Source organism: Streptomyces sp. T028 (genome assembly GCF_048159505.1).
GTDB lineage: Bacteria > Actinomycetota > Actinomycetes > Streptomycetales > Streptomycetaceae > Streptomyces.
Map to the genome: position 1 here is coordinate 77,624 of NZ_JBLRVZ010000023.1, position 23,055 is coordinate 100,678.

21 protein-coding genes are annotated in these 23,055 nt (G+C 70.7%); 11 read left to right on the plus strand and 10 right to left on the minus strand.

The window, feature by feature from the left end; all coding sequences use genetic code 11:
* Nucleotides 1–394: 394 nt before the first annotated feature.
* The 3 genes from ACLZN2_RS22725 to ACLZN2_RS22735 all read left to right on the plus strand — a co-directional run bounded on the left by ACLZN2_RS22725 (nucleotide 395) and on the right by ACLZN2_RS22735 (nucleotide 2,536).
* The gene (locus tag ACLZN2_RS22725; protein WP_416980827.1) at nucleotides 395–778 is read left to right on the plus strand and encodes a hypothetical protein; all 384 of its coding nucleotides are present in this window, start codon (nucleotides 395–397) and stop codon (nucleotides 776–778) included.
* Nucleotides 779–891: 113 nt separating this feature from the next.
* Nucleotides 892–1,926: a polymorphic toxin type 28 domain-containing protein gene (locus ACLZN2_RS22730; protein ID WP_416980828.1), complete on the plus strand. Its 1,035-nt coding sequence runs from the start codon at nucleotides 892–894 to the stop codon at nucleotides 1,924–1,926.
* Between the two features lie 7 nt (nucleotides 1,927–1,933).
* Complete coding sequence (locus tag ACLZN2_RS22735) at nucleotides 1,934–2,536, plus strand: hypothetical protein (RefSeq protein ID WP_416980829.1); 603 nt, start codon at nucleotides 1,934–1,936, stop codon at nucleotides 2,534–2,536.
* Between the two features lie 143 nt (nucleotides 2,537–2,679).
* Here ACLZN2_RS22735 and ACLZN2_RS22740 read toward each other — a convergent pair whose 3' ends face one another.
* Together ACLZN2_RS22740 and pepN are read right to left on the minus strand one after the other, a co-directional pair.
* A complete protein-coding gene (locus tag ACLZN2_RS22740) occupies nucleotides 2,680–3,735 on the minus strand; it encodes a hypothetical protein (protein ID WP_416980830.1) in 1,056 nt (351 codons plus the stop codon).
* Nucleotides 3,736–3,908: 173 nt separating this feature from the next.
* Nucleotides 3,909–6,488, minus strand: coding sequence for an aminopeptidase N (gene pepN / locus ACLZN2_RS22745; protein WP_416980831.1), 2,580 nt, complete (start codon nucleotides 6,486–6,488; stop codon nucleotides 3,909–3,911).
* A 153-nt stretch (nucleotides 6,489–6,641) separates the two neighbouring features.
* Between pepN and ACLZN2_RS22750 the strand changes: the two genes are divergently transcribed.
* Both ACLZN2_RS22750 and ACLZN2_RS22755 read left to right on the plus strand, forming a co-directional pair.
* Complete coding sequence (locus tag ACLZN2_RS22750; protein WP_416980832.1) at nucleotides 6,642–7,286, plus strand: DsbA family protein; 645 nt, start codon at nucleotides 6,642–6,644, stop codon at nucleotides 7,284–7,286.
* Nucleotides 7,287–7,344: 58 nt separating this feature from the next.
* Nucleotides 7,345–8,121, plus strand: coding sequence for an SAM-dependent methyltransferase (locus ACLZN2_RS22755; protein ID WP_416980833.1), 777 nt, complete (start codon nucleotides 7,345–7,347; stop codon nucleotides 8,119–8,121).
* A gap of 75 nt (nucleotides 8,122–8,196) precedes the next feature.
* Here ACLZN2_RS22755 and ACLZN2_RS22760 read toward each other — a convergent pair whose 3' ends face one another.
* The 6 genes from ACLZN2_RS22760 to ACLZN2_RS22785 all read right to left on the minus strand — a co-directional run bounded on the left by ACLZN2_RS22760 (nucleotide 8,197) and on the right by ACLZN2_RS22785 (nucleotide 14,473).
* Nucleotides 8,197–9,090 carry a TauD/TfdA dioxygenase family protein gene (locus tag ACLZN2_RS22760; protein WP_416980834.1) on the minus strand — a complete coding sequence of 298 codons (894 nt, stop codon included), beginning with the start codon at nucleotides 9,088–9,090 and terminating at the stop codon, nucleotides 8,197–8,199.
* Nucleotides 9,091–9,104: 14 nt separating this feature from the next.
* Nucleotides 9,105–10,451 (minus strand): LLM class flavin-dependent oxidoreductase, encoded by a 1,347-nt coding sequence (locus tag ACLZN2_RS22765; RefSeq protein ID WP_416980835.1) that lies wholly within the window; start codon nucleotides 10,449–10,451, stop codon nucleotides 9,105–9,107.
* Complete coding sequence (locus ACLZN2_RS22770; protein WP_416980836.1) at nucleotides 10,448–11,173, minus strand: ABC transporter ATP-binding protein; 726 nt, start codon at nucleotides 11,171–11,173, stop codon at nucleotides 10,448–10,450. Before ACLZN2_RS22770 ends, ACLZN2_RS22765 begins: the two co-directional genes overlap by 4 nt.
* Nucleotides 11,149–11,991: an ABC transporter permease gene (locus ACLZN2_RS22775; RefSeq protein ID WP_416980837.1), complete on the minus strand. Its 843-nt coding sequence runs from the start codon at nucleotides 11,989–11,991 to the stop codon at nucleotides 11,149–11,151. Before ACLZN2_RS22775 ends, ACLZN2_RS22770 begins: the two co-directional genes overlap by 25 nt.
* A 5-nt stretch (nucleotides 11,992–11,996) precedes the next feature.
* Complete coding sequence (locus ACLZN2_RS22780) at nucleotides 11,997–13,052, minus strand: ABC transporter substrate-binding protein (RefSeq protein ID WP_416980838.1); 1,056 nt, start codon at nucleotides 13,050–13,052, stop codon at nucleotides 11,997–11,999.
* A 206-nt stretch (nucleotides 13,053–13,258) separates the two neighbouring features.
* On the minus strand, nucleotides 13,259–14,473 hold the full coding sequence (locus ACLZN2_RS22785; protein ID WP_416980839.1) for an ROK family protein: 1,215 nt from the start codon (nucleotides 14,471–14,473) through the stop codon (nucleotides 13,259–13,261).
* 426 nt (nucleotides 14,474–14,899) lie between these two features.
* Between ACLZN2_RS22785 and ACLZN2_RS22790 the strand changes: the two genes are divergently transcribed.
* Complete coding sequence (locus ACLZN2_RS22790) at nucleotides 14,900–15,475, plus strand: biotin transporter BioY (protein WP_416980840.1); 576 nt, start codon at nucleotides 14,900–14,902, stop codon at nucleotides 15,473–15,475.
* A gap of 139 nt (nucleotides 15,476–15,614) precedes the next feature.
* Here the strand turns inward: ACLZN2_RS22790 and ACLZN2_RS22795 are convergent, their stop codons facing one another.
* Entirely contained in the window at nucleotides 15,615–16,328 is a 714-nt protein-coding gene (locus tag ACLZN2_RS22795; RefSeq protein WP_416980841.1) for an LPXTG cell wall anchor domain-containing protein, read from the minus strand.
* Between the two features lie 229 nt (nucleotides 16,329–16,557).
* Here ACLZN2_RS22795 and ACLZN2_RS22800 point away from each other — a divergent pair, with 229 nt between their 5' ends.
* The 3 genes from ACLZN2_RS22800 to ACLZN2_RS22810 are packed head-to-tail and all read left to right on the plus strand — an operon-like array spanning nucleotide 16,558 to nucleotide 19,532.
* The gene (locus ACLZN2_RS22800) at nucleotides 16,558–18,147 is read left to right on the plus strand and encodes a protein kinase domain-containing protein (protein ID WP_416980849.1); all 1,590 of its coding nucleotides are present in this window, start codon (nucleotides 16,558–16,560) and stop codon (nucleotides 18,145–18,147) included.
* Nucleotides 18,148–18,200: 53 nt separating this feature from the next.
* Nucleotides 18,201–18,689: a ribose-5-phosphate isomerase gene (locus ACLZN2_RS22805; RefSeq protein ID WP_416980842.1), complete on the plus strand. Its 489-nt coding sequence runs from the start codon at nucleotides 18,201–18,203 to the stop codon at nucleotides 18,687–18,689.
* Between the two features lie 33 nt (nucleotides 18,690–18,722).
* Nucleotides 18,723–19,532: an Fpg/Nei family DNA glycosylase gene (locus ACLZN2_RS22810; protein ID WP_416980843.1), complete on the plus strand. Its 810-nt coding sequence runs from the start codon at nucleotides 18,723–18,725 to the stop codon at nucleotides 19,530–19,532.
* Between the two features lie 78 nt (nucleotides 19,533–19,610).
* Here ACLZN2_RS22810 and ACLZN2_RS22815 read toward each other — a convergent pair whose 3' ends face one another.
* Entirely contained in the window at nucleotides 19,611–20,822 is a 1,212-nt protein-coding gene (locus tag ACLZN2_RS22815; RefSeq protein WP_416980844.1) for a GNAT family N-acetyltransferase, read from the minus strand.
* A gap of 292 nt (nucleotides 20,823–21,114) precedes the next feature.
* On the opposite strand from ACLZN2_RS22815, the gene ACLZN2_RS22820 reads away from it, so the two are divergent.
* Both ACLZN2_RS22820 and ACLZN2_RS22825 read left to right on the plus strand, forming a co-directional pair.
* The gene (locus ACLZN2_RS22820; RefSeq protein WP_416980845.1) at nucleotides 21,115–22,320 is read left to right on the plus strand and encodes a PP2C family protein-serine/threonine phosphatase; all 1,206 of its coding nucleotides are present in this window, start codon (nucleotides 21,115–21,117) and stop codon (nucleotides 22,318–22,320) included.
* 78 nt (nucleotides 22,321–22,398) lie between these two features.
* Nucleotides 22,399–22,842 carry an HD domain-containing protein gene (locus ACLZN2_RS22825; RefSeq protein WP_416980850.1) on the plus strand — a complete coding sequence of 148 codons (444 nt, stop codon included), beginning with the start codon at nucleotides 22,399–22,401 and terminating at the stop codon, nucleotides 22,840–22,842.
* Nucleotides 22,843–23,055 lie beyond the last annotated feature (213 nt).

The window sequence follows — 23,055 nt, forward strand, 5'->3', positions numbered from 1 at the left end:
CCCGGAGTACAAAGACCTTCTACGTGAGATAGCCGACAGTACCCCGTAGAAGCAGGCTCCCGGTGCGACGTCCCCTTCCGGGGAGCGCACCGGGCATACGGTCGTCCGAGAAGGCGGTTTTCAAAGTCCGACGGTGCGGACGATATCGACGGCGCAGCATTGGAGGAGCGCTGGGGCAGTCCGAAACCGTCCACGACGACCTGGCGGGGTGGATCTGCTTCGCTTTCTCTCCGGCAGATGTCGGGAGGCCTCTTCCTGTAGCGGGGAGATGGCCATCCTCCTACGTCTCAATTCGGCCTCAGCGTGACCACGGGGCTCTTCTCCGCGGACGCCGCCGGTCGGATTGTCTTGTCGAGGCCCTGAGGGGGCAGAAAAGATGAGTGTGGTGTGGTCGATGACGTCACTGGAATCTGGGCGGTTCACTCCAGGGCAGAGACGCTCGGAACTGCCCGAGCTGACGGGCGACTTCAACAAACTGCGATCCCGTGGTCAGGGGTATCTGGAAGTTCGGTTGCCGGATACGGAATTCCCTCAGTTGACCCTGGGTTTCCGAGATGATCACGCGATCATCCATCGATTCACCAATGAAGAGAGCATGTCCCTTCTCATTGGTGATGGAACTGTTCCGGCAGAGGCAACAGTTGATGTCCCGATCATGGATGATCTGACAGCATTCACGGGTGACTTCGTCCTGAGCGTCGATCACGCCTGGGGTATTGTGCAGAATTTCGTTCGGGCAGGGATGCCTGAGGAGCTGGGGGAGTGGTGCGAGTTGTAGTGACTGTATAGGCCTGAAAAGGGCAGACTTCCGCCTCCGATGGAATCGCGGTAGTGGGGGCTGGAGCTTGTAGCGCGGCTCGCACTGCGAACCTGGCAGGTACGTACTGCATCATGGTCCCCGGTGCCCGGATTGATTGCGGGCACCGGGGACCTCTTTCTGCGTTCACGGCCACCCGCTACCCCGCCGAAGCAATTCCGGCCACCGGACGCTTCCTCTCCGTCGACCCCGTCCTCGCGCCCGACGACCACGAGTCCCTCAACGGCTACGCCTACGTCAACAACACGCCCGTCACGCTCGCCGACCCCACGGGCCTGCGCCCCGACGGAATGTGCGGCGGCGCCTCAAGCTCCTGCAACGGCGGCACCGAAACCTGGACCAACAGCAGCAGCGGTTGGAAATGGTCGTACACGAAGACCTACCACTACACCTATCCCGACGGCTCGTCGCTGGCCCTTACCGTCAACACCAGCCGCAGCCATGTGTCGTACAAGGTCCACTTCAAGACCGGCCCGAGCCCACTGCCGACTGTGAGGTACGGCAGCGGCGGAACGTCCACTGCGACGCCCAGCCCCAGCCCGGGGATGGCTCCGGACTCCGACTACAAGGGGACCGCCGCGGGACCGTCGTGGGGTGTGGCCGGTGAGATCGCCCTGATGGCCTGCGGCTGGGTGCCCGTAGCCGGCGCCGGATGTGACGCCGCGGACCTGGGTCGCTCGGCCGTGGACAAGGACGCGGTCGGGGTCAGCCTCGGCGCGGCCGGCTTCATCCCGCTCGCGGGCGACGCGGCCAAGCTTCCCAAGCAGCTCGACAACATCGCCGACGCGATCAGGCTCGCGGACAAGGTCGCGTCCCCGTTCTCCACCAAGCTCGACGCGATCTCCGAGCACGTGCAGATGAAGGATCTCACCGCAGCGGCACGGGAACTGAAGGGAGAGGTCGTCGCACGGAAGGCGGACGGTACCCCGTGGGATCATGTCAACGAGGTGCAGGACGCCCAGAACGGCCTGCTCAAAGTGATCGGGTCCATCAACAAGAAGCTGGCCCATCCCAAGACGGGTGGCGCGGAGCGGGATCTGCTCGTCGCCGACCTGGGCCGGGCCAGCAGAATGCTGGACTACTCCGAGCAGTTCGTTCCCAGGGGTTGAGTGGAGCATGACAGTGACGCGCGACGAGTACGTGAGGCAGCTGATCTCGCGGGCGAAGGACGGCACCATCCCGCCGCGGGAGGTGGCGGAGATCGCCCAGGCTGTCTCCGAAGGCCGTGCAGGCCGGGACCTGTACCGGATGCTGTACGCGGTGGCCCGTGCGGGCGGCCCGGCCTACGAGCCGCTGGTCGCCGGGTATCTGATCCACCCTGAGGAGCCCGAGGTCTCGGCGCTCGCCGTGCAGGTGCTCACCGCGCACTGGAGAGTTGGGGCGAAGTACCGGGAGGAGATCCTCGAGTTGCTGGGATCCCCCGAGTGGGACGAGGACGACGATGCGTTTATCGCCGCCGTCTCGGGAGCGGGGGAGATCCTGCACGACGGGTTCGATGCCGACCTCCTGAGGGCGCTGCTGAAGCTCGCCGAGGAAGGCCGTGGTGAGTACGACGACGAGCTCATGCAGCGTTTCGCGGTGGAGGCGATCGCCCGTGCGCTGGGCGCCACCCACGCCGAGTCGATGAGACGGCCCGAGGGAGTCACGCGTGCGGAGTGGTCGCAGGGCCTGCTGAGGGCCGCGCGTGACCGACTGCACGAGGCAACGCGTCAGCACTGAATTCGCTGACACCCGAGCAGGCCCCGGCAGGACGACGTCCGGCCGGGGCCTGCTGAGCCTCGAAGACCTGCTGAGGAGGGGGCCGCCGGGTGTTGCCCGCGGCCCCCTCCTCTCCCCTCCTGATGCCGAGCCCCGATCCCTCACTACCGGGGCAGCACCACGACATACGCCGCCGGGTCGCGGTCCCCCGAGGCCATCAGGGCCGTGCGGACCACAGCCGCCTGCTGCTCCATCGCGTCCCTGAGCTTCCTCGGAGTGATGTGGACGACCGTGATGCCCAGCCGCTCCAGGTGTTCGCGCTTGCGGGCGTACTCGGACCACATCGCGTCCTCGTCCTGGCGGGGCGCCCGCGTGTCCAGCTCCACGGCCACCGCCTGCTCCGGCCAGTACGCGTCGAGCCCGCCCAGGTGCGGGCCGCCCGGGAGGCGCAGGTCCACGTTCCACACCGGGTCGGGGAGGCCGTACGCGGTGACCATCCGGTAGAGCCGGTCCTCGGCGATCGCTCTGCCCTCGGCCAGCAGGGAGTCCACCGCGTCCACCACGTGCGGCCGGGTCAGCAGCTTCGCGTGGGTCAACTCCCGTACCACGGCCGCCGGTTCGCAGTAGCCGCCGCGCACCGCCTCGCACAGCAGCCGCAGTACCGCGCCGGAGTCCGTCAGCTCCGCCACCGCGTCGGCCAGCGCCCGGGGGACGGGCGCCACGGGAAGCCCCGTCGCCTGCTCGGGGGCCGGCAGGCTCGACGTGCGGACGATGTGGGCGCAGCCCGTCGAGCGCAGTCGGCGCAGGCGGGGGACCAGGACGTCGATCCGCTCCAGGGCGGACAGCGCGGGGGCGGAGGTGAAGCCGTGCAGGGTGAGGGCCGCGAGGCCCGTGATCATCGCCTCCCGGTACATCGGCCGGTGCGGGCCGTCGGCCTCCGGCTGGACCGGCACCCCCGCCGACTCCGGCAGCTCGCGGGCGGCGTACAGCAGGACCGCGTGCAGCCGCTCCTCGCTGGTCGGCGGCCCCTGGTGCAGCATGAACACGCCGGGGAGGAGCTGCTGCCAGGGGCCGCCGGGGCGGCACTGCTCGGTGGCCTCGGCGGGGGAGACGCCGTGCGAGCGGAGCTGGGCCGCCGTCAGGACATGGCGCCGGCCGTCGTGGGAGAGGCGGCGCGGTGTGCGGGGGGAGGCCGGGGGGAGCGGCGTGTTGTGGTTCATGCAACGGGGATTCCGCGCCCGCTCCGCCCCCTAACCGCTGTTACACGCCTGTCGACAAACCCGGACAAGCTCGTCCTAAAGGACGGGTGTTCGGGTGCCGAGTGGGCGTCGAAAACCCCTGGTCCCGTCGGGCGGTCCCAGGGGTTACGGGTCCGATCGTCTGAATTCCGTAACTACTGGTGGTGTTCCTCGGCCCGCGCGTCGCACGCCTGCCCGCGCAGGCCCCGGGCCAGGTCGTCCCAGGCCTCCAGGACCAGGCGGCGCAGCGCCGGGGGCGCCGTGTCGTGGGCGGCGAGCCAGACGTCCGTCTCGACCAGGGTCTGCGGGGAGTCCTGGAGGGTGGGGAACAGGCCCCTGACGATCGTCATCGCGATCTGGATGGACCGCTCCGACCACACCCGCTCGATCGCCGCGAAGTACTTCTGCGCGTACGGCGCGAGCAGCTCCCGCTGGGAGGGCTGGGCGAAGCCCGCGATCGTCGCCTCCACCAGGGCGTTGGAGAGGTCCTCGGACTCCACGACCTGCGCCCAGGCCTGCGCCTTGACCGCCGCCGAGGGGCGGGCGGCGAGGCAGCGGACCTGGTGGCGCCTGCCGGACGCCGTGTCGTCCCGGGCGAGCTCCGCCTCCAGCGCCTTCTCGTCGGCGTGCCCGTGCGCGACCAGCGGTTCCAGGAACGTCCACCGCAGCTCCTGGTCGACCTCCAGTCCCTCGATCACCGAGGTGCCGTCCAGCAGGCCCTGCAGCAGTTCGAAGCCGGCCTGGTCCTCGGCGGTCCGCGCGAAGAACCGCGCCCACGCCAGCTGGTGCTCGCTGCCCGGCTCGGCGGCGTACAGCTCGCGCTCGGCGCCCTCCGCGAGCAGCCGCGCCCCGGTCGCGCGCAGCGGCGGCGCCACATAGTGCACCAGCGCCGACTCCGCCCACGCGTGCAGCATCTGCAGCACCCCGATGTCCGACTCGCGCCCCGCGAACCGCAGCACCAGGGCGATGAAGTCGCGGGCGGGCAGCAGCGCGTCCCGGGTGAGGTTCCACAGCGCCGACCAGCACAGGGCGCGGGCCAGCGGGTCGGTGATGTCGCCGAGGTGGGTGTGCAGCGTCTCCAGCGAGGTCTCGTCGAAGCGGATCTTGCAGTAGGTCAGGTCGTCGTCGTTGACCAGCACCAGCTCCGGGGCCGCCTCGCCCACCAGGTCCGTCACGACCGTACGCGGACCGTCGACGTCGGCCTCGGTGCGCGCGTACCGCACCAGAGCGCCCTCCTCGCGGCGGTAGAGGCCGATCGCCACCCGGTGCGGCCGCAGTTCGGGGTGCGACTCCGGGGCCTCCTGCACCACCGCGAGCTCGGCGATCCGGCCCTCCGCGTCCAGCAGTACCTGCGGGGTCAGCGAGTTCACCCCGGCCGTCTGCAGCCAGGACCGCGCCCACGCCCCCATGTCCCGGCCGCTGGTCTCCGCGAGCACCGACAGCAGGTCGCCGAGGCGGGTGTTGCCGTACGCGTGCCGCTTGAAGTAGCGGCGGGCACCCTCCAGGAACGCGTCCTGCCCGACGTACGCCACCAGCTGCTTGAGGACGGACGCCCCCTTGGCGTAGGTGATGCCGTCGAAGTTGAGCTTGGCGTCCTGCAGGTCGCGGATGTCGGCGGTGACGGGGTGGGTGGAGGGCAGCTGGTCGGCGCGGTACGCCCAGGCCTTGCGGCGGTTGGCGAAGGTGATCCACCCCTGCGTGAAGCGGGTCGCGTTGACCACGGAGAAGGAGCCCATGAAGTCCGCGAAGGACTCCTTCAGCCACAGGTCGTCCCACCACTCCATGGTGACCAGGTCGCCGAACCACATGTGCGCCATCTCGTGCAGGATGACGGTCGCCCGGCTCTCGTACGACAGCCGGGTCACCTTCCCTCGGAAGATGTACTCCTCCCGGAAGGTCACCAGCCCCGGGTTCTCCATCGCCCCCAGGTTGTACTCGGGCACGAACGCCTGGTCGTACTTCCCGAAGGGGTACGGGTAGTCGAAGTGCTCGTGGAAGAAGTCCAGGCCCTGCTTGGTGATCAGGAAGACGTCCTCGGCGTCGAAGTGGGGCGCGAGACCCTTGCGGCACATCGCGCCGAGGGGGATCTCCAGCGTCGTACCGTCCCCGAGGTCACGGCTGTAGGAGTCCGTGACGTAGTGGTAGGGGCCCGCCACCACACAGGTGATGTACGTCGAGATCGGCTTCGTCTCCGCGAACCGCCACACCCCGTCGGTGCGCTCGCCGGTGCCGTTGCTCCACACCGTCCACTCCTCGGGTGCCCGCACCTCGAAGCGGAACGGGGCCTTGAGGTCGGGCTGCTCGAAGTTCGCGAAGACCCGGCGCGAGTCGGCCGGCTCGTACTGCGTGTAGAGGTAGACCTCGCCGTCCTCGGGGTCGACGAAGCGGTGCAGGCCCTCGCCGGTGCGGGAGTAGGCGCACTGCGCGTCCACGACCAGTTCGTTCTCGGCGGCCAGGTCCTCCAGCAGGATCCGGGAGCCGTCGAACACCTCGCCGGGGTCCAGATCCCGCCCGTTGAGGGAGACGGACGTCACACTCGGCGCGATGAGGTCGGCGAAGCTCGCGGCGCCCGGCTCGTTGCAGCGGAAGCGGATCGTGGTGACCGAGCGGAACGTGCGCCCCCCTCCGGAATCACCCACGGCCGACCGTACGTCGAGCGACACGTCGTACCCGTCGACGGAGAGCAGGGCGGCCCGCTCCCGGGCCTCGTCGCGGGACAGGTTCTCACCGGGCACAGGCGGTACTCCCTCGTTGGTGGCCGGACGGTTTCCGTCAGCAGCGATCCTGCCACGCGCCCCTGACCGTGAGCAGCAGGGAATGTGCGGCACGGACGCCGGTGTTCACCCCGGGAAAGGCCTTTTCGCTTACACGTCCTCTTGAGGAGACACATGTCCGAGAAGACCCCCGTCGACTTCTGGTTCGACCCGCTGTGCCCCTGGGCGTGGATGACCTCCCGCTGGGTCCTGGAAGTCGAGAAGGTCCGTGACATCGAGGTGCGCTGGCACATCATGAGCCTCGCCGTCCTCAACGAGGACAAGGTGGACGAGCTCCCCGAGGAGTACCGCGAGATGCTCGCGGTCAAGGCCTGGCAGCCGGTGCGCGTGGTCACCGCCGCCTGGCAGCTGCACGGCGCCGACGTCCTCGGCCCGCTCTACACCGCGCTCGGCACCCGTATCCACAACAACGGCGAGGGCCCGACCGTGGAGGCCATCGCGGGTGCGCTGGCGGACGTGGGCCTGCCCGCCTCCCTCATCGAGTACGCCGAGCAGACCGACTTCGAGTTCGACGCCCAGCTGCGTGCCTCCCACAAGGAGGGCATCGACAAGGTCGGCCAGGACGTCGGCACCCCGGTCATCGCCGTCCCCGGCCCCGACGGCGAGCAGATCGCCTTCTTCGGCCCGGTCGTCACCCCCGCCCCCAAGGGCGAGGAGGCCGCCCGCCTGTGGGACGGCACCGTCGCGGTCGCCTCGGTCCCCGGTTTCTACGAGATCAAGCGCACCCGAACCAAGGGCCCCGACTTCAGCAATCTGTGACAACTCCTGCGCAGGAATCACCCCCGCGAGCAGCCCTCGCGGGGGCACCATGGGCACCATGACGGAGATCGACACCTCGGTACCCCACTCGGCCCGCATCTGGAACTACTGGCTGGGCGGCAAGGACAACTACCCGGTGGACGAGGCGGCGGGTGACGCCTACACCGCGGTCTTCCCCGGCATCGTCACCATCGCCCGCAGCAGCCGCGCCTTCCTCGGCCGCTCCATCACCCATCTGGTCGAGGAGGCGGGCATCCGCCAGTTCCTCGACGTCGGCACGGGACTGCCCACGGTCGACAACACACATGAGGTCGCCCAGCGCCTCGCCCCCGAGTCGAAGATCGTCTACGTCGACAACGACCCCCTGGTCCTCACCCACGCCCGCGCCCTGCTCACCTCCAGCCCCGAGGGCGCGACCGCCTACGAGGACCTCAGCCTCTACGAGCCCGAGCGCATCCTTCAGGCGGCCGGGCGGACACTCGACCTCTCCCGGCCGACGGCCCTGATCCTCAGCGGCATCCTCGGCCACGTCGACGGCTACGACCGCGCCCGCGACCTCGTCCGCGCCTTCATGGCGGGGCTCCCCTCCGGCAGCTACCTCTCCCTCAACGAGGGCTCCCGGGGCACCGACCCCGTCTACGAACAGGCCCAGGACGCCTACAACGAGACCGGCGCGGTCCCCTACTTCCTGCGCCCGGTCGAGCAGATCGAGGGCTACTTCGACGGCCTGGACCTGGTCGACCCGGGTGTCGTCTCCGTCCCCCTGTGGCATCCCGCCCCGGGTGCCGACACGACCCCGATCGGCCAGCACGGCGGCCTGGGCCGCAAGCCCTGACCCGCAGTCGTCGTAGCTGAGGGCAGTCGTGCCGCTGGGGCGGGCGCAGCGGCACCCCACAAGCGTGGGCCCTGCCTACGCGGCCACGGACGTGTAGTGCCCCGCGTCCCCCTCGACCGAGTGGCTCTCCTTGCCCTCGACGCCCACCGGCACGTCACCGGCGGCCGTCACCCGGTGCAGCCGGCGCGGCGCGCTGTCGTAGTTGTCGACGGCGTAGTGCTGGGTGATCCGGTTGTCGAAGACGACAAGCTGGTTCTCGGACCAGCGGTGGCGCAGGATGTTCTCCGGCCGGGTCACGTACGACTGGAGCAGATCGAGGATCCTGCGGGACTCGGCGACCGACAGACCGACGATCCGCTGGGCGAACCCGCCGATGAACAGCCCGCGTTCACCGGTCAGGGGGTGGACGCGGACCACCGGGTGGACCGTGCGGTACTTGATGGAGGTGAACTGGGCGCGGGCGGCGGCCTGTTCCTCGTCGAGGGCCTCGTCCGGTACGGCGTAGTCGTAGTCGTTGGTGTGCTCGGCCCACAGGGTGTCGGCCAGCCGCCGCAGCGGCTCGGGAAGGTCGCGGTAGGCCGCCGCGGAGCTGGCGATCAGCGTCTCGCCGCCGTACGGCGGGATGGTCAGGCTGCGCAGGGTGGTGGCCTGGGGAGGGTTGAGGACGAAGGTCACGTCGGTGTGCCAGTGGTTGGCGGCCCGGCCGCGCTCGCTGTCGACGGGCAGGACGTTCGGGGCGCCGTCGACCGAGGCCACGGTCGGGTGGGCGGTGGTGACCTCGCCGAAGTGCCGGACGAAGGCCTGGTGGGTCTCGTCGTCGAGATTCACCTCGTCGAAGACCAGCGCCTTGTGGACGTTGAGCGCCTCACGGAGGGCGGCGTAGGTCTCCTCGTCGAGGGGCTTGGAGATGTCGACCCCTGACACATGGGCGCCGATGTTCGCGGTGACCTTGCGGATGTCGAGCGTCATGGCTGCGGTTCCTTTCAGGCGAGGGCGAGGGAGGGGGACGTGACGTACTGGTTGGCGGGGCGCGGCAGGCCGTAGCGCTCCCGCAGGGTCTGGCGGGGGCCGTATTCCGTGCGGAGCAGGCCTCGGGTGCGCAGGACGGGGACGACGTGGTCGACGAAGGCGTCCAGGCCGGAGGGCAGGACGGCGGGCATGATGTTGAAGCCGTCGGCGGCGCCCCGCGTGAACCAGGTCTCGATCTTGTCGGCGACCTGCTCGGGCGTCCCCGCGAAGGTGAGATGCCCGCGCCCGCCGCCCAGCCGCCCGATCAGCCGCCGTACGGTGAGCCGCTCACGGCGGGCCAGCCCGACCACGAGCGTGTAGCGGCTCTTGGCGCCCTCGACGGCGTCCTCGGACGGCAGGCCGTCCGGCAGCTCGGCGTCCAACTCCAGTGAGCCGTCGGGTAGTTGCAGCAGTCGCTCCAGATTGGCGACCCCGTGCCGGTGCACGATGTGGTCCTCCAGCACCTGCTCGCTCGCCCGCGCCTCCGCCTCCGTGGAGCCGATCACCGGGACGATGCCGGGCAGCACCTTGATGTGCTCGGGATCGCGGCCGGCCGCGACCGTCCGTGCCTTGAGGTCGGCGTAGAAGGCCTGTGCGTCGGCGAGCGTCTGCTGCGCGGTGAACACCGCCTCCGCGTACCGGGCCGCGAACACCTTGCCGTCCTCCGACGAACCCGCCTGCACGAGCAGCGGGTAGCCCTGCGGGCTGCGCGGGACGTTGAGGGCACCCTCGACACTGAAGTACGTTCCCCGGTGCCGGGGCGGATGGATCTTCGCGTCGTCGCCCCAGACCCCGGACGCCTTGTCGGCGAGGACCGTGTCGTCCTCCCAGCTGTCCCAGAGCTTCAGCGCCACGTCGAGGAACTCGGCGGCCCGCGCGTACCGCTCGGCGTGCGCGGGCTCCGCGTCGAGGCCGAAGTTGCGGGCGGCCTCCGCGCCCGCCGTGGTGACGATGTTCCAGCCCGCCCGGCCACCGCTGATGATGTCCAGCGAGGCGAACCTGCGGGCCAGGTTGTAGGGGGAGTTGTAGGACGTGGAGGCGGTGGCGATCAGACCGATGTGTTCGGTCGCCGTCGCGAGGGCGGTGAGCAGGGTGAGCGGCTCCAGCGCCCCGGCTGGGCGCTGCGCGACACTGCTCCACAGCTGCGGCCCGTCGGCGAGGAAGAGGGAGTCGAAGGTGCCGCGCTCGGCGATCCGGGCGAGCTCGACGTAGTGTCCCAGCTCGACGTGGGCGTTCGGGTCGCTCTCCGGCAGCCGCCAGGACGCCTCGTGGTGGCCGGTGTTCATCAGGAACGCGTTGAGGTGCAGCTTTCTCGAACTCATTGGTGGTCCTCCGTGACGCCCAGCGCGGCCAGCAGCCGTTCGTGGTACTCGCCGAGCAGCGGATCCCGGTACGAGCGGGGGTGGGGTCGGTCGATGGTCAGGTCGAGGCCGATACGGCCGTGGTCGAGGACGAGGACCCGGTCGGCGAGCACGATCGCCTCGTCCACGTCGTGGGTGACGAGCAGCACGGAGGGCCGGTGGCGCTCCCACAGCTCGCGCAGCAGGGCGTGCATCCTGATCCGGGTGAGCGCGTCGAGCGCCCCGAACGGCTCGTCCGCCAGCAGGAGTTCCGGCTCCCGGACCAGGGAGCGGGCGAGTGCGGCTCGCTGGGCCTCGCCGCCGGACAGTTCGTTCGGCCAGGCCCGCTCCCGGCCGGCGAGCCCCACCTCGGCGAGGGCGGCCCGCCCCTTCTCCGCGCCGTCCGTCCCCAGCAGTACGTTGTCCAGCACCCGCCGCCAGGGCAGCAGCCGTGAGTCCTGGAAGACGACCGACACCCGCTCGGGCGCCGTCAGTTCCCCGCTCCCGGCGACCTCGTGGTCCAGGCCCGCGACCGCCCGCAGCAGGGTGGACTTGCCGGAGCCGCTGTGCCCGAGGAGGGCGACGAACTGTCCGGCGGGGATGTCCAGGTCGATGCCGTCGAGGACGGTCCGCGCGTCGAAGGAGCGGGTCAGGCCCCGCAACCGTACGGCGGGACGGGTCAGTTGCTCAGTGTGCGGCGCCACGACAGCACCCTCCGTTCGACGAGACGGACCGCGCTGTCGGAGACCAGACCGAAGACGCCGTAGATCAGCAGACCGACGAGGATGACGTCCGACTGGCCGTAGTTCTGGGCCTGGAACATCATGTAGCCGAGGCCGCTGGTGGCGTTGATCTGCTCCAGGACCACCAGACCGAGCCAGGATCCGGTGACACCGAGCCGGAGTCCCACGAAGAATCCGGGCAGCGCCCCGGGGATCACGATCTGCCGGATGAACGCCGGCCTCGACAGGCCCTGCACCTCGGCGAGTTCGACGAACCGGTGGTCGATGCCGGACAGCGCGGCATGGGTGTTCAGATAGATCGGGATGTAGACGACGATCGCGATGATCGCGATCTTGAAGGTCTCGCCGATGCCCAGCCACAGGATGAACAGCGGGATCAGCCCGAGGACCGGGACCGCCCGGTTGAGCTGCACGGTCCCGTCGATCAGCGCCTCCCCGGTCCGGCTGAGCCCGGACGCGAGCGCGAGCACCACTCCCGCGGTCAGACCGATCGCGAAGCCGTACGCGGCGCGTTCGAGGGAGGTGAGGACATCGGTGGGCAGGGTCCCGTCGGTCCACAGACGGACACCGGTGTCCAGGACCGTCCAGGGTGCCGGGATCGCCCCGGGGTCGAGGCGGCCCGCGGCGGAGGCGGCGGCCCACAGGGCGAGCAGGAGGAGGGGCCCGGAGAGCCGGGCGGCGGGCAGGCGTCTGCCGGGGGCGAGGCTGCGGCGTCGCCGGCGCGCCGGCTGCGCGGCCACGGCGGCGGGGGCGGCCGTGCCCAGGGTGGTGGTGGTCATGGCGGTCAGCTCCGGTACTCGGCGGGTACGGACTTCGCGGCGATGCCCTCGAAGCGGTGGTCGAAGAGGGAGGAGACGTCGAACTCCTTCACGAAGCCGCCGTCCGCGAGCAGATCGGCGGTCTCCTGCTCCCAGGCGATCGCCTCGTCCCAGCTCGGCGGGAACAGCGGCTTGTTGGCGAGGTCGGAGATCGCCTTCGCCTGGGCGAGGGTCAGGTTCTGCGTCCCGACATAGAACTCCTCGTTCCAGATGTCGGGGTTCTCGTACTGCCACACCGCGCCCTGGGCCCACTGCGGGATGTACGCCGCGACCGCGGCCGCCTTCGCCCTGTCGTTCAGCACCGACACGGGCGCCCACAGCAGGTTCAGCAGGTCGACGACGTCGGTGGTGACCGTGCGGGCGCCCTTCGCGCCGTACTGCTGGAGGTAGGCGGGCGCCTGGCTGTTGGCGAGCGGGGCGATGTCGACCTGTCCGGACTGCAGGGCGGTCAGGAACTGGTTGCTCGTCAGCGGGACCAGTGTCACGTCGTCGTACTTCAGGCCCGCCTTCTTCAGCGCCCGCAGCAGCACGACGCCCTGTGCCTGGCCCTGCGAGAACGCCAGCCTCTTCCCCTTGAAGTCCTCGACGGTGTGAATGTCGCTGCCGGGCTTGGTGGCGAAGAGATAGTTCGGCTTACGGGTGATGTTGATTGCGACGATCTTCGCGTCGTAACCCTGGTAATGCGCCTGGATCGGCGGGATGCCCGCGTTGTTCGCGAGGTCCAGGGATTTCGCCCGGAAGGCGTTGATGACATCCGGACCGGCCCCGATGTTCACCCAGCTCGACACCGTGAACGGCAGTTCGGGCAGTTTCGCCAGCTTGAACTGCAACTGCTGGACGTTCTGGTACGAGGCGATCTTCAGGCTGGTGCCGGCGGGCACCTTGGCGGCGAGCGGAGCCGTGGAGGCACCCTTGCCGGCGGTGGCGGCGCTGCTCTCGGCGCAGCCGCTGAGCCCGGCGACACCGGCGGCGGCACCGAGCAGCGAGGCGAGGAACAGGCGGCGGTCATAGGTCGAAGGCATGGGAGTACCCCTCAGGGAAAGCGGTGAAAAAAGGGCATGCGGAATTCCGGGCAGGACGGTGCCTGAGAAAGGGAACTCACGCGAGGAAAGGCAGGAGGAAGGGTGCGCTCCCGGCGCACCGGGGCGTCAGCAACAGAGAGTGCGACAGCTCATGGAATCATCGTCCGATCCTTGCGGGACGCCTGTCAATATTCGGAGTTTCTGAATTAATTCGAGACGGCGAGAGGATCGCGATAGAGCACGTCGAGCGCCACCGCGCCGCCCGCCACGGCGAGCACGGAGTCCCGGAAACTGGTGGGCGCCACGCACCCCGCGCGCTCCGCGCCCACCTCCTCCCGCAGCGCGGCGAGGCAGTCCTCCCGGTACAGCACACCCACCTCGGTGACGACGACCCGCTCAGGGTTGAGGACGTCCAGCAGCAGCCCCGCCGCCCGTCCCGTCATCCGCGCCCGCTCCCGCAGCAGCCGGACCGCGACCGGGTTCCCGGCGTCCGCCGCGGCGAGCACGTCCATGGGGTTCACCCCGTCCACGACCCCCGCCTCACGGGCCCGCCGGCACAGCGTCCGCTCGCTCAACTCGACCTGGAGGCAGCCGGTCCGGCCGCAGGAGCACGCCTCGGTGCCGCCGGCCAGCGGCAGATGCGCCACGGCCCCCGCCTGTGAACGAGGGCCGTGGTGCACCTCGTCATGGGTGGCGAACGCCGCGTCCACCACGTTCCCCACGAACAGATGCAGCACGCTGCGGCTGCCGCGCGCCCGCCCGAACAGCCGCTCCGCGTTCACCAACGCCCGTGCGTGCCCGTCCACATGGACCGGCAGCCCGGTGCGCGCCCCGAGCGACTCCCGCACCGGCACCTCGCGCCAGCCGAGCAGCGGATGCTCGACGACGGTCCCGGAGTCCCGGTCCACCCAGCCGCCGACGGCGACCCCGACCCCCAGCGGCCGGCTGTCCGCGGCCTCCGCCAGCAGCGCCGCCAGCCCCTCGGCCGCCCGCGCCAGCACCTCGTACGGTCCGGTACCGCGATGCCTGAACTCGCGGCGCGCCAGCACCCGTCCACGCAGATCGAGCAGCGCGACCGTGGTGTACGGCACGGCCACATGGACCCCTCCGACCACGAACCGCGAGTCGTCCAGGTCGAGGGGGACGTGCGGCCGGCCGACGCCGTTGCCGCGCCGGGGCCCGGCCGACTCCCGGACGAGTCCGAGGGCCGTGAGCCGGGTGCAGTGGTCGGTGACGGCGGCCGGGGACAGCCCGGTCAGCCGGGCGATGGTGGAGCGCGCGACCGGTCCGTGCTCCAGCACGGACCGCAGGATCACACTGGCACTGGTCCGCCGCCGGTCGCTGTCGGCGACACGGGGGACGGGGGACTTACGGGGAGCAAGGGGAGCAGGGGGAGTTGGGGGTGCCGCGGTACGGGGCATGGATGACCGTCCTCGGAAAGGCGGGGGGCCGACATGTCTCGGAGTCCGAGGCGGGCCGGAACCCGCCTCAGGCCGGGCGGCGACAGGTGGACGCGCCCTGGCGTCGCAGATCGACATAGCGACGCGACGTGAGGTTCAGGGCCTGGGCAACCATGGTGGGAAGCGTAGGGCAGGAAAGGTAAATCCGACCAGAGCGCTAGGATTCGTTTGGCGAGAGTTCACAATCCGCCGGCGCGGCGCCCGGTGAGCGATACCTCTTCACCTCAGTGATCGTTGTCACGCCTGGGCCGGTGTAGCGGACACCCTTTGTGTGGATCCCATCAAGCATCGGCCGCCCTCTTTGTCGACCGCTGACGGTGGGGGCTCCACGGGCCCTGGGATAGCGTCACGGAGTCCCCAACCTCCCCTCCTCCCCGCGGAGTCCCCATGAGCACCGCCGCCGCCAGCGCCCGCCCCGGACAGGTCCTCGCCGACCTCCTCCCCGCGTCCCGCGTCCGTGACGTCGCGCTCGTGCTCGGCGGAGCCGCGCTCACCGGTCTCGCGGCCCAGATCTCGGTGCCCGTCCCCGGCTCCCCGGTCCCGGTGACCGGCCAGACCTTCGCCGCGCTCCTCGTCGGCACCTCCCTCGGCGCCCGCCGCGGTGTCTCCGCGCTCGTCCTGTACGCGCTGGCCGGCCTCGCCGGGGTGCCGTGGTTCGCGGGCGGCGCCTCCGGGCTCTCCGTCTCCTTCGGCTACATCCTCGGCATGATCCTCGCCTCCGCCGCCGTCGGTGCCCTGGCCCGCCGGGGCGCGGACCGCACGGTGTGGCGCACCGCCGGCGCGATGCTGATCGGCGAGGCGATCATCTACGCCGTCGGCGTCCCGTACCTCGCCTACGCGGCGGACCTCCCCCTCTCCACCGCGGTCTCGGTGGGCCTCACCCCGTTCCTGATCGGCGACGCGGTCAAGGCGCTGCTGGCGATGGGGCTGCTGCCGGCTGCCTGGAAGTTCGCCGATCGCTGACGCGCGGTCGCTCCGCTGAGGGTGCCGCGATGTGGCGTCGTTCGTCCGCGGCGTCGTTGTGGCTGGTCGCGCCCACGCGGCGGAGCCGCACATAGGTACGGCCTCGCGCCCCTTCAGGGGCGCTGTCCTCGCCCGGAGTTCAGCTCTGCGGTCGGCGCCGGGTCCACCACAGTCCGGCCGTGCCCGCCGCGAGCAGGGTGAGCCCGGTCGCGCCGAGCGGCAGCAGGTCCTGTTCGGCGCCGGTCTTCGGCAGCTCGTCGCCGCCGGGCGCCGCGGGTGCGTTGTCCGTGCCGAGCAGCAGCGGGGTGGCGGGGGCGTTCGGCGACGGGTTCGTCGTACCGAACGGCACCGGGCCCTGCTGCCAGAACGTCTTCTTCCCGTCGCTGCTCTGCACGGGCAGACAGATCTTTCCGGTCCTGTCGAGATCGAAGGTGGCGTCGACGGCGTACGACTTCGATCCACCCGCCGCGAGATTGTCGATGGGGCAGGTGTAACCGCTGTTGGAACCGTCCGGGAGATCCTTCTCGGCGATGGCGGTGCAGCCCTGGACGTTTTTCACCGTGAGACCGTCGAATCCGACGATCCACATCCTGATCTCTCCGCTGTCCTTGGTCCCCTCATTCCTCACCGTGGCGGTGATGGCCGTTTCCTGCGAGCTGTTGTCGACGGAGATCCGCTCGGGCAGCAGCGTGGTCAGCCTCACGCCCGCCGGTGCCTCGTCGACGGCCTTTCCCCCCTTGCCGCTGCCGGGCCCCTGGTCGTCCGCGCCCGCCGGGGCGGAGAGGATCAGCACCGCCGAGAAAGATGCGGCGACCAGTGATCCGGCGATGGTCGCCGAACGGCGAGAACTCATGTTCGCCCCCCTTGGCTGCGTCTGAATTCGCAGTACTTGAAGAGGTACCACAAGATTTCTCCGCACTATGCAGGTACGCCGTGAAGTGTGACCATTGTGTTGGCGGCACGGGAATTGGAGGGGGTGCAGGGAATTGCCGGGAATTGGGGGGAGTCCGGGAGATCCGAGGAATCCGAGGAATCCGGGGAATTTGGGGAGTCCGGGGGGTGGCGGTGTTCCGGGTCTGCTGGTGACGGGGCGCTACCGGCTGGTCGAGAGCATCGGCCAGGGGGGAATGGGACGGGTGTGGCGGGCCACCGACGACGTCCTCGACCGGCAGGTCGCCGTGAAGGAGATGCGCATCGACGGCCTGGACCCCGAGGACGGCCGCACCCGCCGGGAGCGCACCCTGCGCGAGGCCAGGGCCACCGCCCGTATCGACCACCCCAACGTGGTGCGCGTCTACGACGTCGTCGACGAGGGCGAACGCCTGTGGATCGTCATGGAGTTGGTGGCCGGCCGCTCCCTGGAGCGGGTCATGGCCGAGGAGGGACCGCTGGGGCCGCGCGAGACGGCCAGGATCGGTCTGGGACTGGTGGAGGCGCTGCGGCAGGTGCACGCGGGGGGCGTTCTGCACCGGGACATCAAGCCGGGGAACGTGCTGGTGGAGCGGGGCGGGCGGGTCGTCCTCACCGACTTCGGCATCGCGGCCATCCAGGACGCCAAGGCGCTGACCATGGTCGGCATGCTGGTCGGTTCCCCCGACTACATGGCCCCGGAGCGCATCTCGGGCCGCCCTCAGGGCCCGCCGTCCGATGTCTGGTCCCTCGGCGCGACCCTCTGCGCGGCGCTGGCCGGCCACTCCCCGTTCTCCCGCGACACCACACTGGCGACCCTGCACGCGGTCCTCTACGAGGAGCCCCGACTCCCGGCGGGAGCAGGCCCGTTGACGGACGTCCTGCACACCCTCCTGGAGAAGTCCCCGGAGGCCCGCCCCTCCCTGCCGGCCCTGGAGGAGTCCCTCCGCCCGGTGGCCTTCCCGGACGACCCCCCGACTCGTGCGCTGCGCGGCCCCACCCGGCCGGGCGTGCCCCTGGAAGGCCTCGGCCTCCCCGCCGAGCAGCCCGGTGTCCCCGCCGACCCGGCGCGGGCGGAGACCGAGCGGGCCCCCGTTCCCCCGGACGGTGAGCTTCCCGGCCCCGCGGTCGCCGCACACCGTGGGGCTCGGGGGAGGAGCCGGGTCGCGGCAGGTGCCGGGGTCGCCGTCGTCGGGGTCGTCGTCACCGTCGTACTGGTGCTGGCGCCCTGGTCGGGCGGGGACGGGGACCAGACGGCCAAAGGGGCCTCCCCGAAGCCCTCTCCGTCGCCCTCCTCGACCCCGTCCTCCACCGTCGAGGGGACGTCCAGGCCGCAGAGTCTGCCGCCGGGCGCGCACCAGGAGGCCGGGGGCTTCGCCTGGGCGACCCCCAAGGGCTGGCGGCGGGACGTGAAGACGGGCGCGGAGGTGCACTACACCTCTCCCGACGGCACCCAGGAACTCGCCGCCAAGTCCTCCCTCGCCCGAGGCGACCTGATGGACAGCTGGCGGACCTCCGAGCAGAACGCCCAGCAGGGCCGCGACTACCACAAGATCCGCCTGGAGCGGACGACGTACAAGGGCCGCCCGGCGGTCGTCTGGGAGTACACCTTCACGCTCCAGGGCACCCGCTGGCACGCCCGGCTGCTCGGCTTCGACCAGGCGGGGAAGTCGTACCAGATCAACACCTGGTACCAGCCGGCGGTGGAGACGGACGCCCTGAAGACGTACGACGAGGTGAAGGAGAGCTTCACGGTGCTCTGACTCGCGCGAGGGCGGGCGCTGCCACCCGGTGACCCGCATGTCACACTCATCCCATGCGCGTGTATCTCGGCTCGGACCATGCCGGCTTCGAACTCAAGAACCACCTCGTCGAATGGCTCAGGGCGGCGGGCCACGACCCGGTCGACTGCGGCCCCCACATCTACGACGCCCAGGACGACTACCCGCCCTTCTGCCTCCGCGCCGCGGAGCGGACGGCCGCGGACAAGGACGCCCTCGGCATCGTGATCGGCGGTTCCGGCAACGGTGAGCAGATCGCCGCGAACAAGGTGAAGGGCGTCCGTGCGGCCCTCGCCTGGAGCGAGGAGACCGCGTCCCTCGGCCGCCAGCACAACAACGCCAACGTCGTCGCCGTCGGCGCCCGCATGCACACGACCGACGAGGCCACCAAGTTCGTCGAGACGTTCCTCGCCACCCCGTTCTCGGGCGACGAGCGCCACATCCGCCGCATCGACATGCTCGCCGACTACGAGACGACGGGCGACCTCCCGGCGATCCCGGCCCACCACCCGCAGCAGGACTGACCGCCCCGACGGGGGCTGGAAGGAACACGCACCGTGCCAGAGGGGCACACGATCCACCGACTGGCACAGGACTACGCCGACCGCTTCGCCGGCACGGCACCACGCGTGACCAGCCCCCAGGGCAAGTTCTCCGACGCCGCGGCACTCCTGGACGGCGCCGAACTCACCGGCACCGAAGCGCACGGCAAGCACCTCTTCCTGGGCTTCCGCGACGACGAGTGGATCCACATCCACCTCGGCCTCTTCGGCAAGGTCGCCTTCGGCCCCGCCCCCGCGCCCCCGCCCACCGACACCGTCCGCCTCCGCCTCGCGAACACCACCGCGTACGTCGACCTGCGCGGCCCTACGACCTGCGCCCTCGTCGCGGACGCCGAGAAACAGGCCATACACGCCCGCCTCGGCCCCGATCCGCTGCGCGCCGACGCCGACCCCGCCAAGGCGTACGTCCGCGTCTCCCGCAGCCGTACGACGATCGCGGCCCTCCTCATGGACCAGAAGGTCATCGCCGGCGTCGGCAACGTCTACCGTGCCGAGGTCCTCTTCCGGCACCACATCGACCCGTACCGTCCGGGCCGGGACATCACCCCCGCCGAGTGGGACGCGATCTGGGCCGACCTCGTCGCCCTCATGCGCGAGGGCGTCCGCAACAACCGCATCGACACCGTCCGCCCCGAGCACACCCCCGAGGCGATGGGCCGCCCGCCGCGCGTCGACGACCATGGCGGCGAGGTGTACGTCTACCGCCGCACCCACCAGCCCTGCCACCTCTGCGGCGACGGGATCCGCACCGCCGACCTCGCCGCCCGCAACCTCTTCTGGTGCCCCACCTGCCAGAAGACCTGAAGACCTGAAGACCTGAAGACCTGAAGAGCTGAAGAGTCGAAGAGCTGGAGAGCTGAGGGGCTGAAGAACGGCGGGGCCTCAGAAGCCGTGCGGCAGCCAGGGTGCCACCGGCGATCCGAAGCCCACGGCCGCCGACGCCAGCGCCCCCTCCCGCAGTTCGCGCACCCGGCCGCCCGCACCGAGCGCGGCCAGGCTCACCCCGCCCAGATACGCCGCCCCCAGCTCCCGTACCGACAGAGCGAGGTCGGCCGGGTCCGCCGTACGCTCGCACACCGCGCCCTTCGGATCGCCGGACAGCCGCCAACGCCCCGAGTTCCACGGGCAGAAGGCGTCCTCGACCTCCAGCACCACGTCCACCGGCGCCTGGTACGTCCGTGCCTGGAGCGCCGCGCCCACGTCCACCAGCCGTACGTACAACTGGTCCCGCACCTTCAGTTCGCACCGGCGGACGTCGGAGACCTGGTACTGCCACGCCTCGTCCAGCGGCCGCCCCCGCACCTTCAGCGAGGTCGTCAGGTCGATCCCGAACAGGAACCGCCACAGCGCCGCCTCCGACACCGGGTCCAGCCCCGCCAGGTCCTGCAGCAGTACCTGCCCGTTGTGCCCCGTGTCCGTGTACTGCGGCCGCACCCGGTAGCGGGCGAAACCGGTCACCCGCCCCTCCCGTTCGGCGAGCACGCAGTGCACCGGCGAGGCCCCGTCCTGCTCGGCCTCCGCGTCCACGAGCCCCAGCCCCTCCCAGCCGGGCCGCCGGGCCAGCAGGCCGGGACGTCCGGCCACCGTCCCCGCGTACACCTCCTCGCACGTGTCCAGCGCGGCGCGCGGATCGACGTACCGCAGCCGTACGCCGTCGGTACCGGCCGGTACGGACAGTCGTACCCGACTCGTGTCGATCTCGGCGTGCAGACCGAAGGTCGCCGCCGCGTAGCCGAACCGGCCGTAGATCATCGGCTCCGAGGCCGTCAGGGCGGCGAGGGGCCCGCCCCACGCCCGCAAGTCGTCCAACTGCCGCCGCATCATGGACGTCAGCAGCCCGCGCCGCCGGTGCGTGGCGCTCACCGAGACCATCGTCACGCCCGCCGTCGGCACCGACGCCCCGCCCGGCACGGTCAGCCGGAAGTCGAACGCCCCCGCCGTGCCGACCAGCTCCTCGCCGTCCCAGGCGCCTATCGACCGCTCGCAGGGGGTGATCCGGCGCCACAGCCCCCGTTCCTCCGCCGACTCCGCGACCCCGCCGAAGGCCCGCAGCAGTACGTCGTACCACCGGTCCCAGTCCTCGGGCCGCAGCACGCGCAGCTCAACCCCAGGGACCGTGGAACCACCTGTGGAACCGCCTGTGCCGCCTGTGGGAGCGTCTGCGGATGCGCCAGAAGAGGTCGCGCGGCCTGTAGACCCTGTCGTCGTCGCCCCAGTCGTCATGCATCCATGCCTAGCAGTCGATTGCCGGACGAGCCAGGGAATTTCTCTCTCCGTGCCACGTGAGCGCTTTCCATGAAGTTCACTGTGAAGTTGAACCTCGGACGGGGGACAAGTGGGACCTCCCGTGCCAAGCGGTGGGTTGGATGGATAGGGTCCCGAACTAATGGCAGAAGGACGACAGCGGCGCGCGGAAGCCGAGACGTTGGCGGCCCGGTTGAGGCACTTGATGCACCGGGTCCGCACCGGCGTGCGCAGAAGCGCCGTCGACTACTTCCGCGGCGACGGTTCGGACTGGATCGCGCTGGCCTTCCTGCTGCTCACCGTCCCGCTGATCGCGCTCACCACACTCGCCAACTCGGTGTGGTGCTCACCGGCCGCGCTGGTCCTGCCGATCGTCGCCGGCGGTCTGCTGCTGCGCCCGTCCAGCCTGCTCGGTCTGTACGCGGCGGCGGCCACCGCCCTGATCGTCGAGTCCGTCCAGCTGGGCCCGTACACCCAGGGACCCTCCCGGGTCACCCCGGGCGTGGTCCTGGTCGTGGCCGCATGCGGTTTCTTCGGCCTGCTCATCGCCCAGTTCCGCAGCCGGGTCGGGGTGCCCTGGCGGCGCGGCGGCACCATGCTCTTCGACCTGCGCGAACGCATCCGGGTGCAGAGCAAGCTGCCCAAGCTGCCGCACGGCTGGCACCGCGAGATGGCCCTGCGCCCGGCCGGCGGCCAGTCCTTCTCCGGTGACTTCGTCGTCGCGGCCCGCACCAACGGCGGCCGCACCATGGAGGTCGTCCTCACGGACGTCTCCGGCAAGGGCATGGACGCGGGATCAAGGGCGTTGTTGTTGTCGGGCGCTTTCGGCGGCCTCCTCGGCTCCCTGCCCCCGCACGCCTTCCTCCCCGCCGCCAACGGCTACCTCCTCCGCCAGGACTGGGACGAGGGCTTCGCCACCTCCATCCACCTCGTCCTCGACCTCGACTCCGGCGACTACGAGCTCTACTCCGCCGGCCATCCGCCGGGCCTCCAGCTCAGCGCGGGCAGCGGCCGCTGGGAGGAGAAGGCCGCCGAGGGACCGTTGCTGGGCGTCTACGAGGGCGCCCAGTTCGACCCCGTGAAGGGTTCCCTGCGCCCCGGAGACGTCCTCATGCTCTTCACCGACGGACTGGTGGAGACCTCCGACCGCGACATCGTCGAGGGCATCGACCGCCTCACCGGTGAGGCCGACCGCTATGTCGCCGGCGGCTTCCAGGGCGCCGCCTGGCACCTCATCGAGGCGGTCGCCAAGGACGTCAACGATGACCGCGCCCTGCTGCTGGTCTGCCGCGAGGGCCCTACGACGACGGTGACGGCGGCGACGGTGGCGACGACACCGCTCCACTGACCCGCTTCACCGGAGAGGTAGCCGAAGGGGAGTTCGCATGCTGCACCACGGGCACGAGGGAAGGTGCGCGCCGTGACGATGAGCCTCGCCGAGGTCGAGGCCGTCGCGTGTGCCGCGCACGCCGGGCAGACGGACAAGGCCGGCCGGCCGTACACCGAGCATCTGCGGGCCGTCGCCGAGGGTGTACGCGCCCGGGGCGGCGGTGCGGAACTGATCGCGGCGGCCTGGCTGCACGACGCCGTCGAGGACCGGGCGTTGAGCGAGGAGTGGCTGCGACAGGCCGACCTCGCGCCGCTGACCAAGGACGTCGTCCTCGCCGTGACCAAGCGGGAGGGCGAGCCGTCCGAGGCGTACGCGGAGCGGATCCTGGCCACACCCGGCGCCCGGCTGGTCAAGGCGGCGGACCTCGCCCACAACGCCGACCCGGGCCGGCTCGCCGTACTCGACGAGGCGACCCGCACACGGCTGGAGCACAAGTACAGCGCCATGAGACGGCACCTCGGCCTCACCCCGCAGGACTGACGGCAGCAAGGGCCGAAGACACCTCAGACACCTCAGGGCAGCGCCCCAAAGGGGCGCGGGGAACTGCGCGAAGAGCGAGGCATCACCCGCACTCGCCCACGCACAGTCCCCACCCCTTCCCCTAGGGCGTGTTTCGAAAGTCCCGCCTGCCCGGCGACGCCTGGCACGCACGCTCGCCGCGTTGTCGGGATCACCCCGATACATCCAGTATCG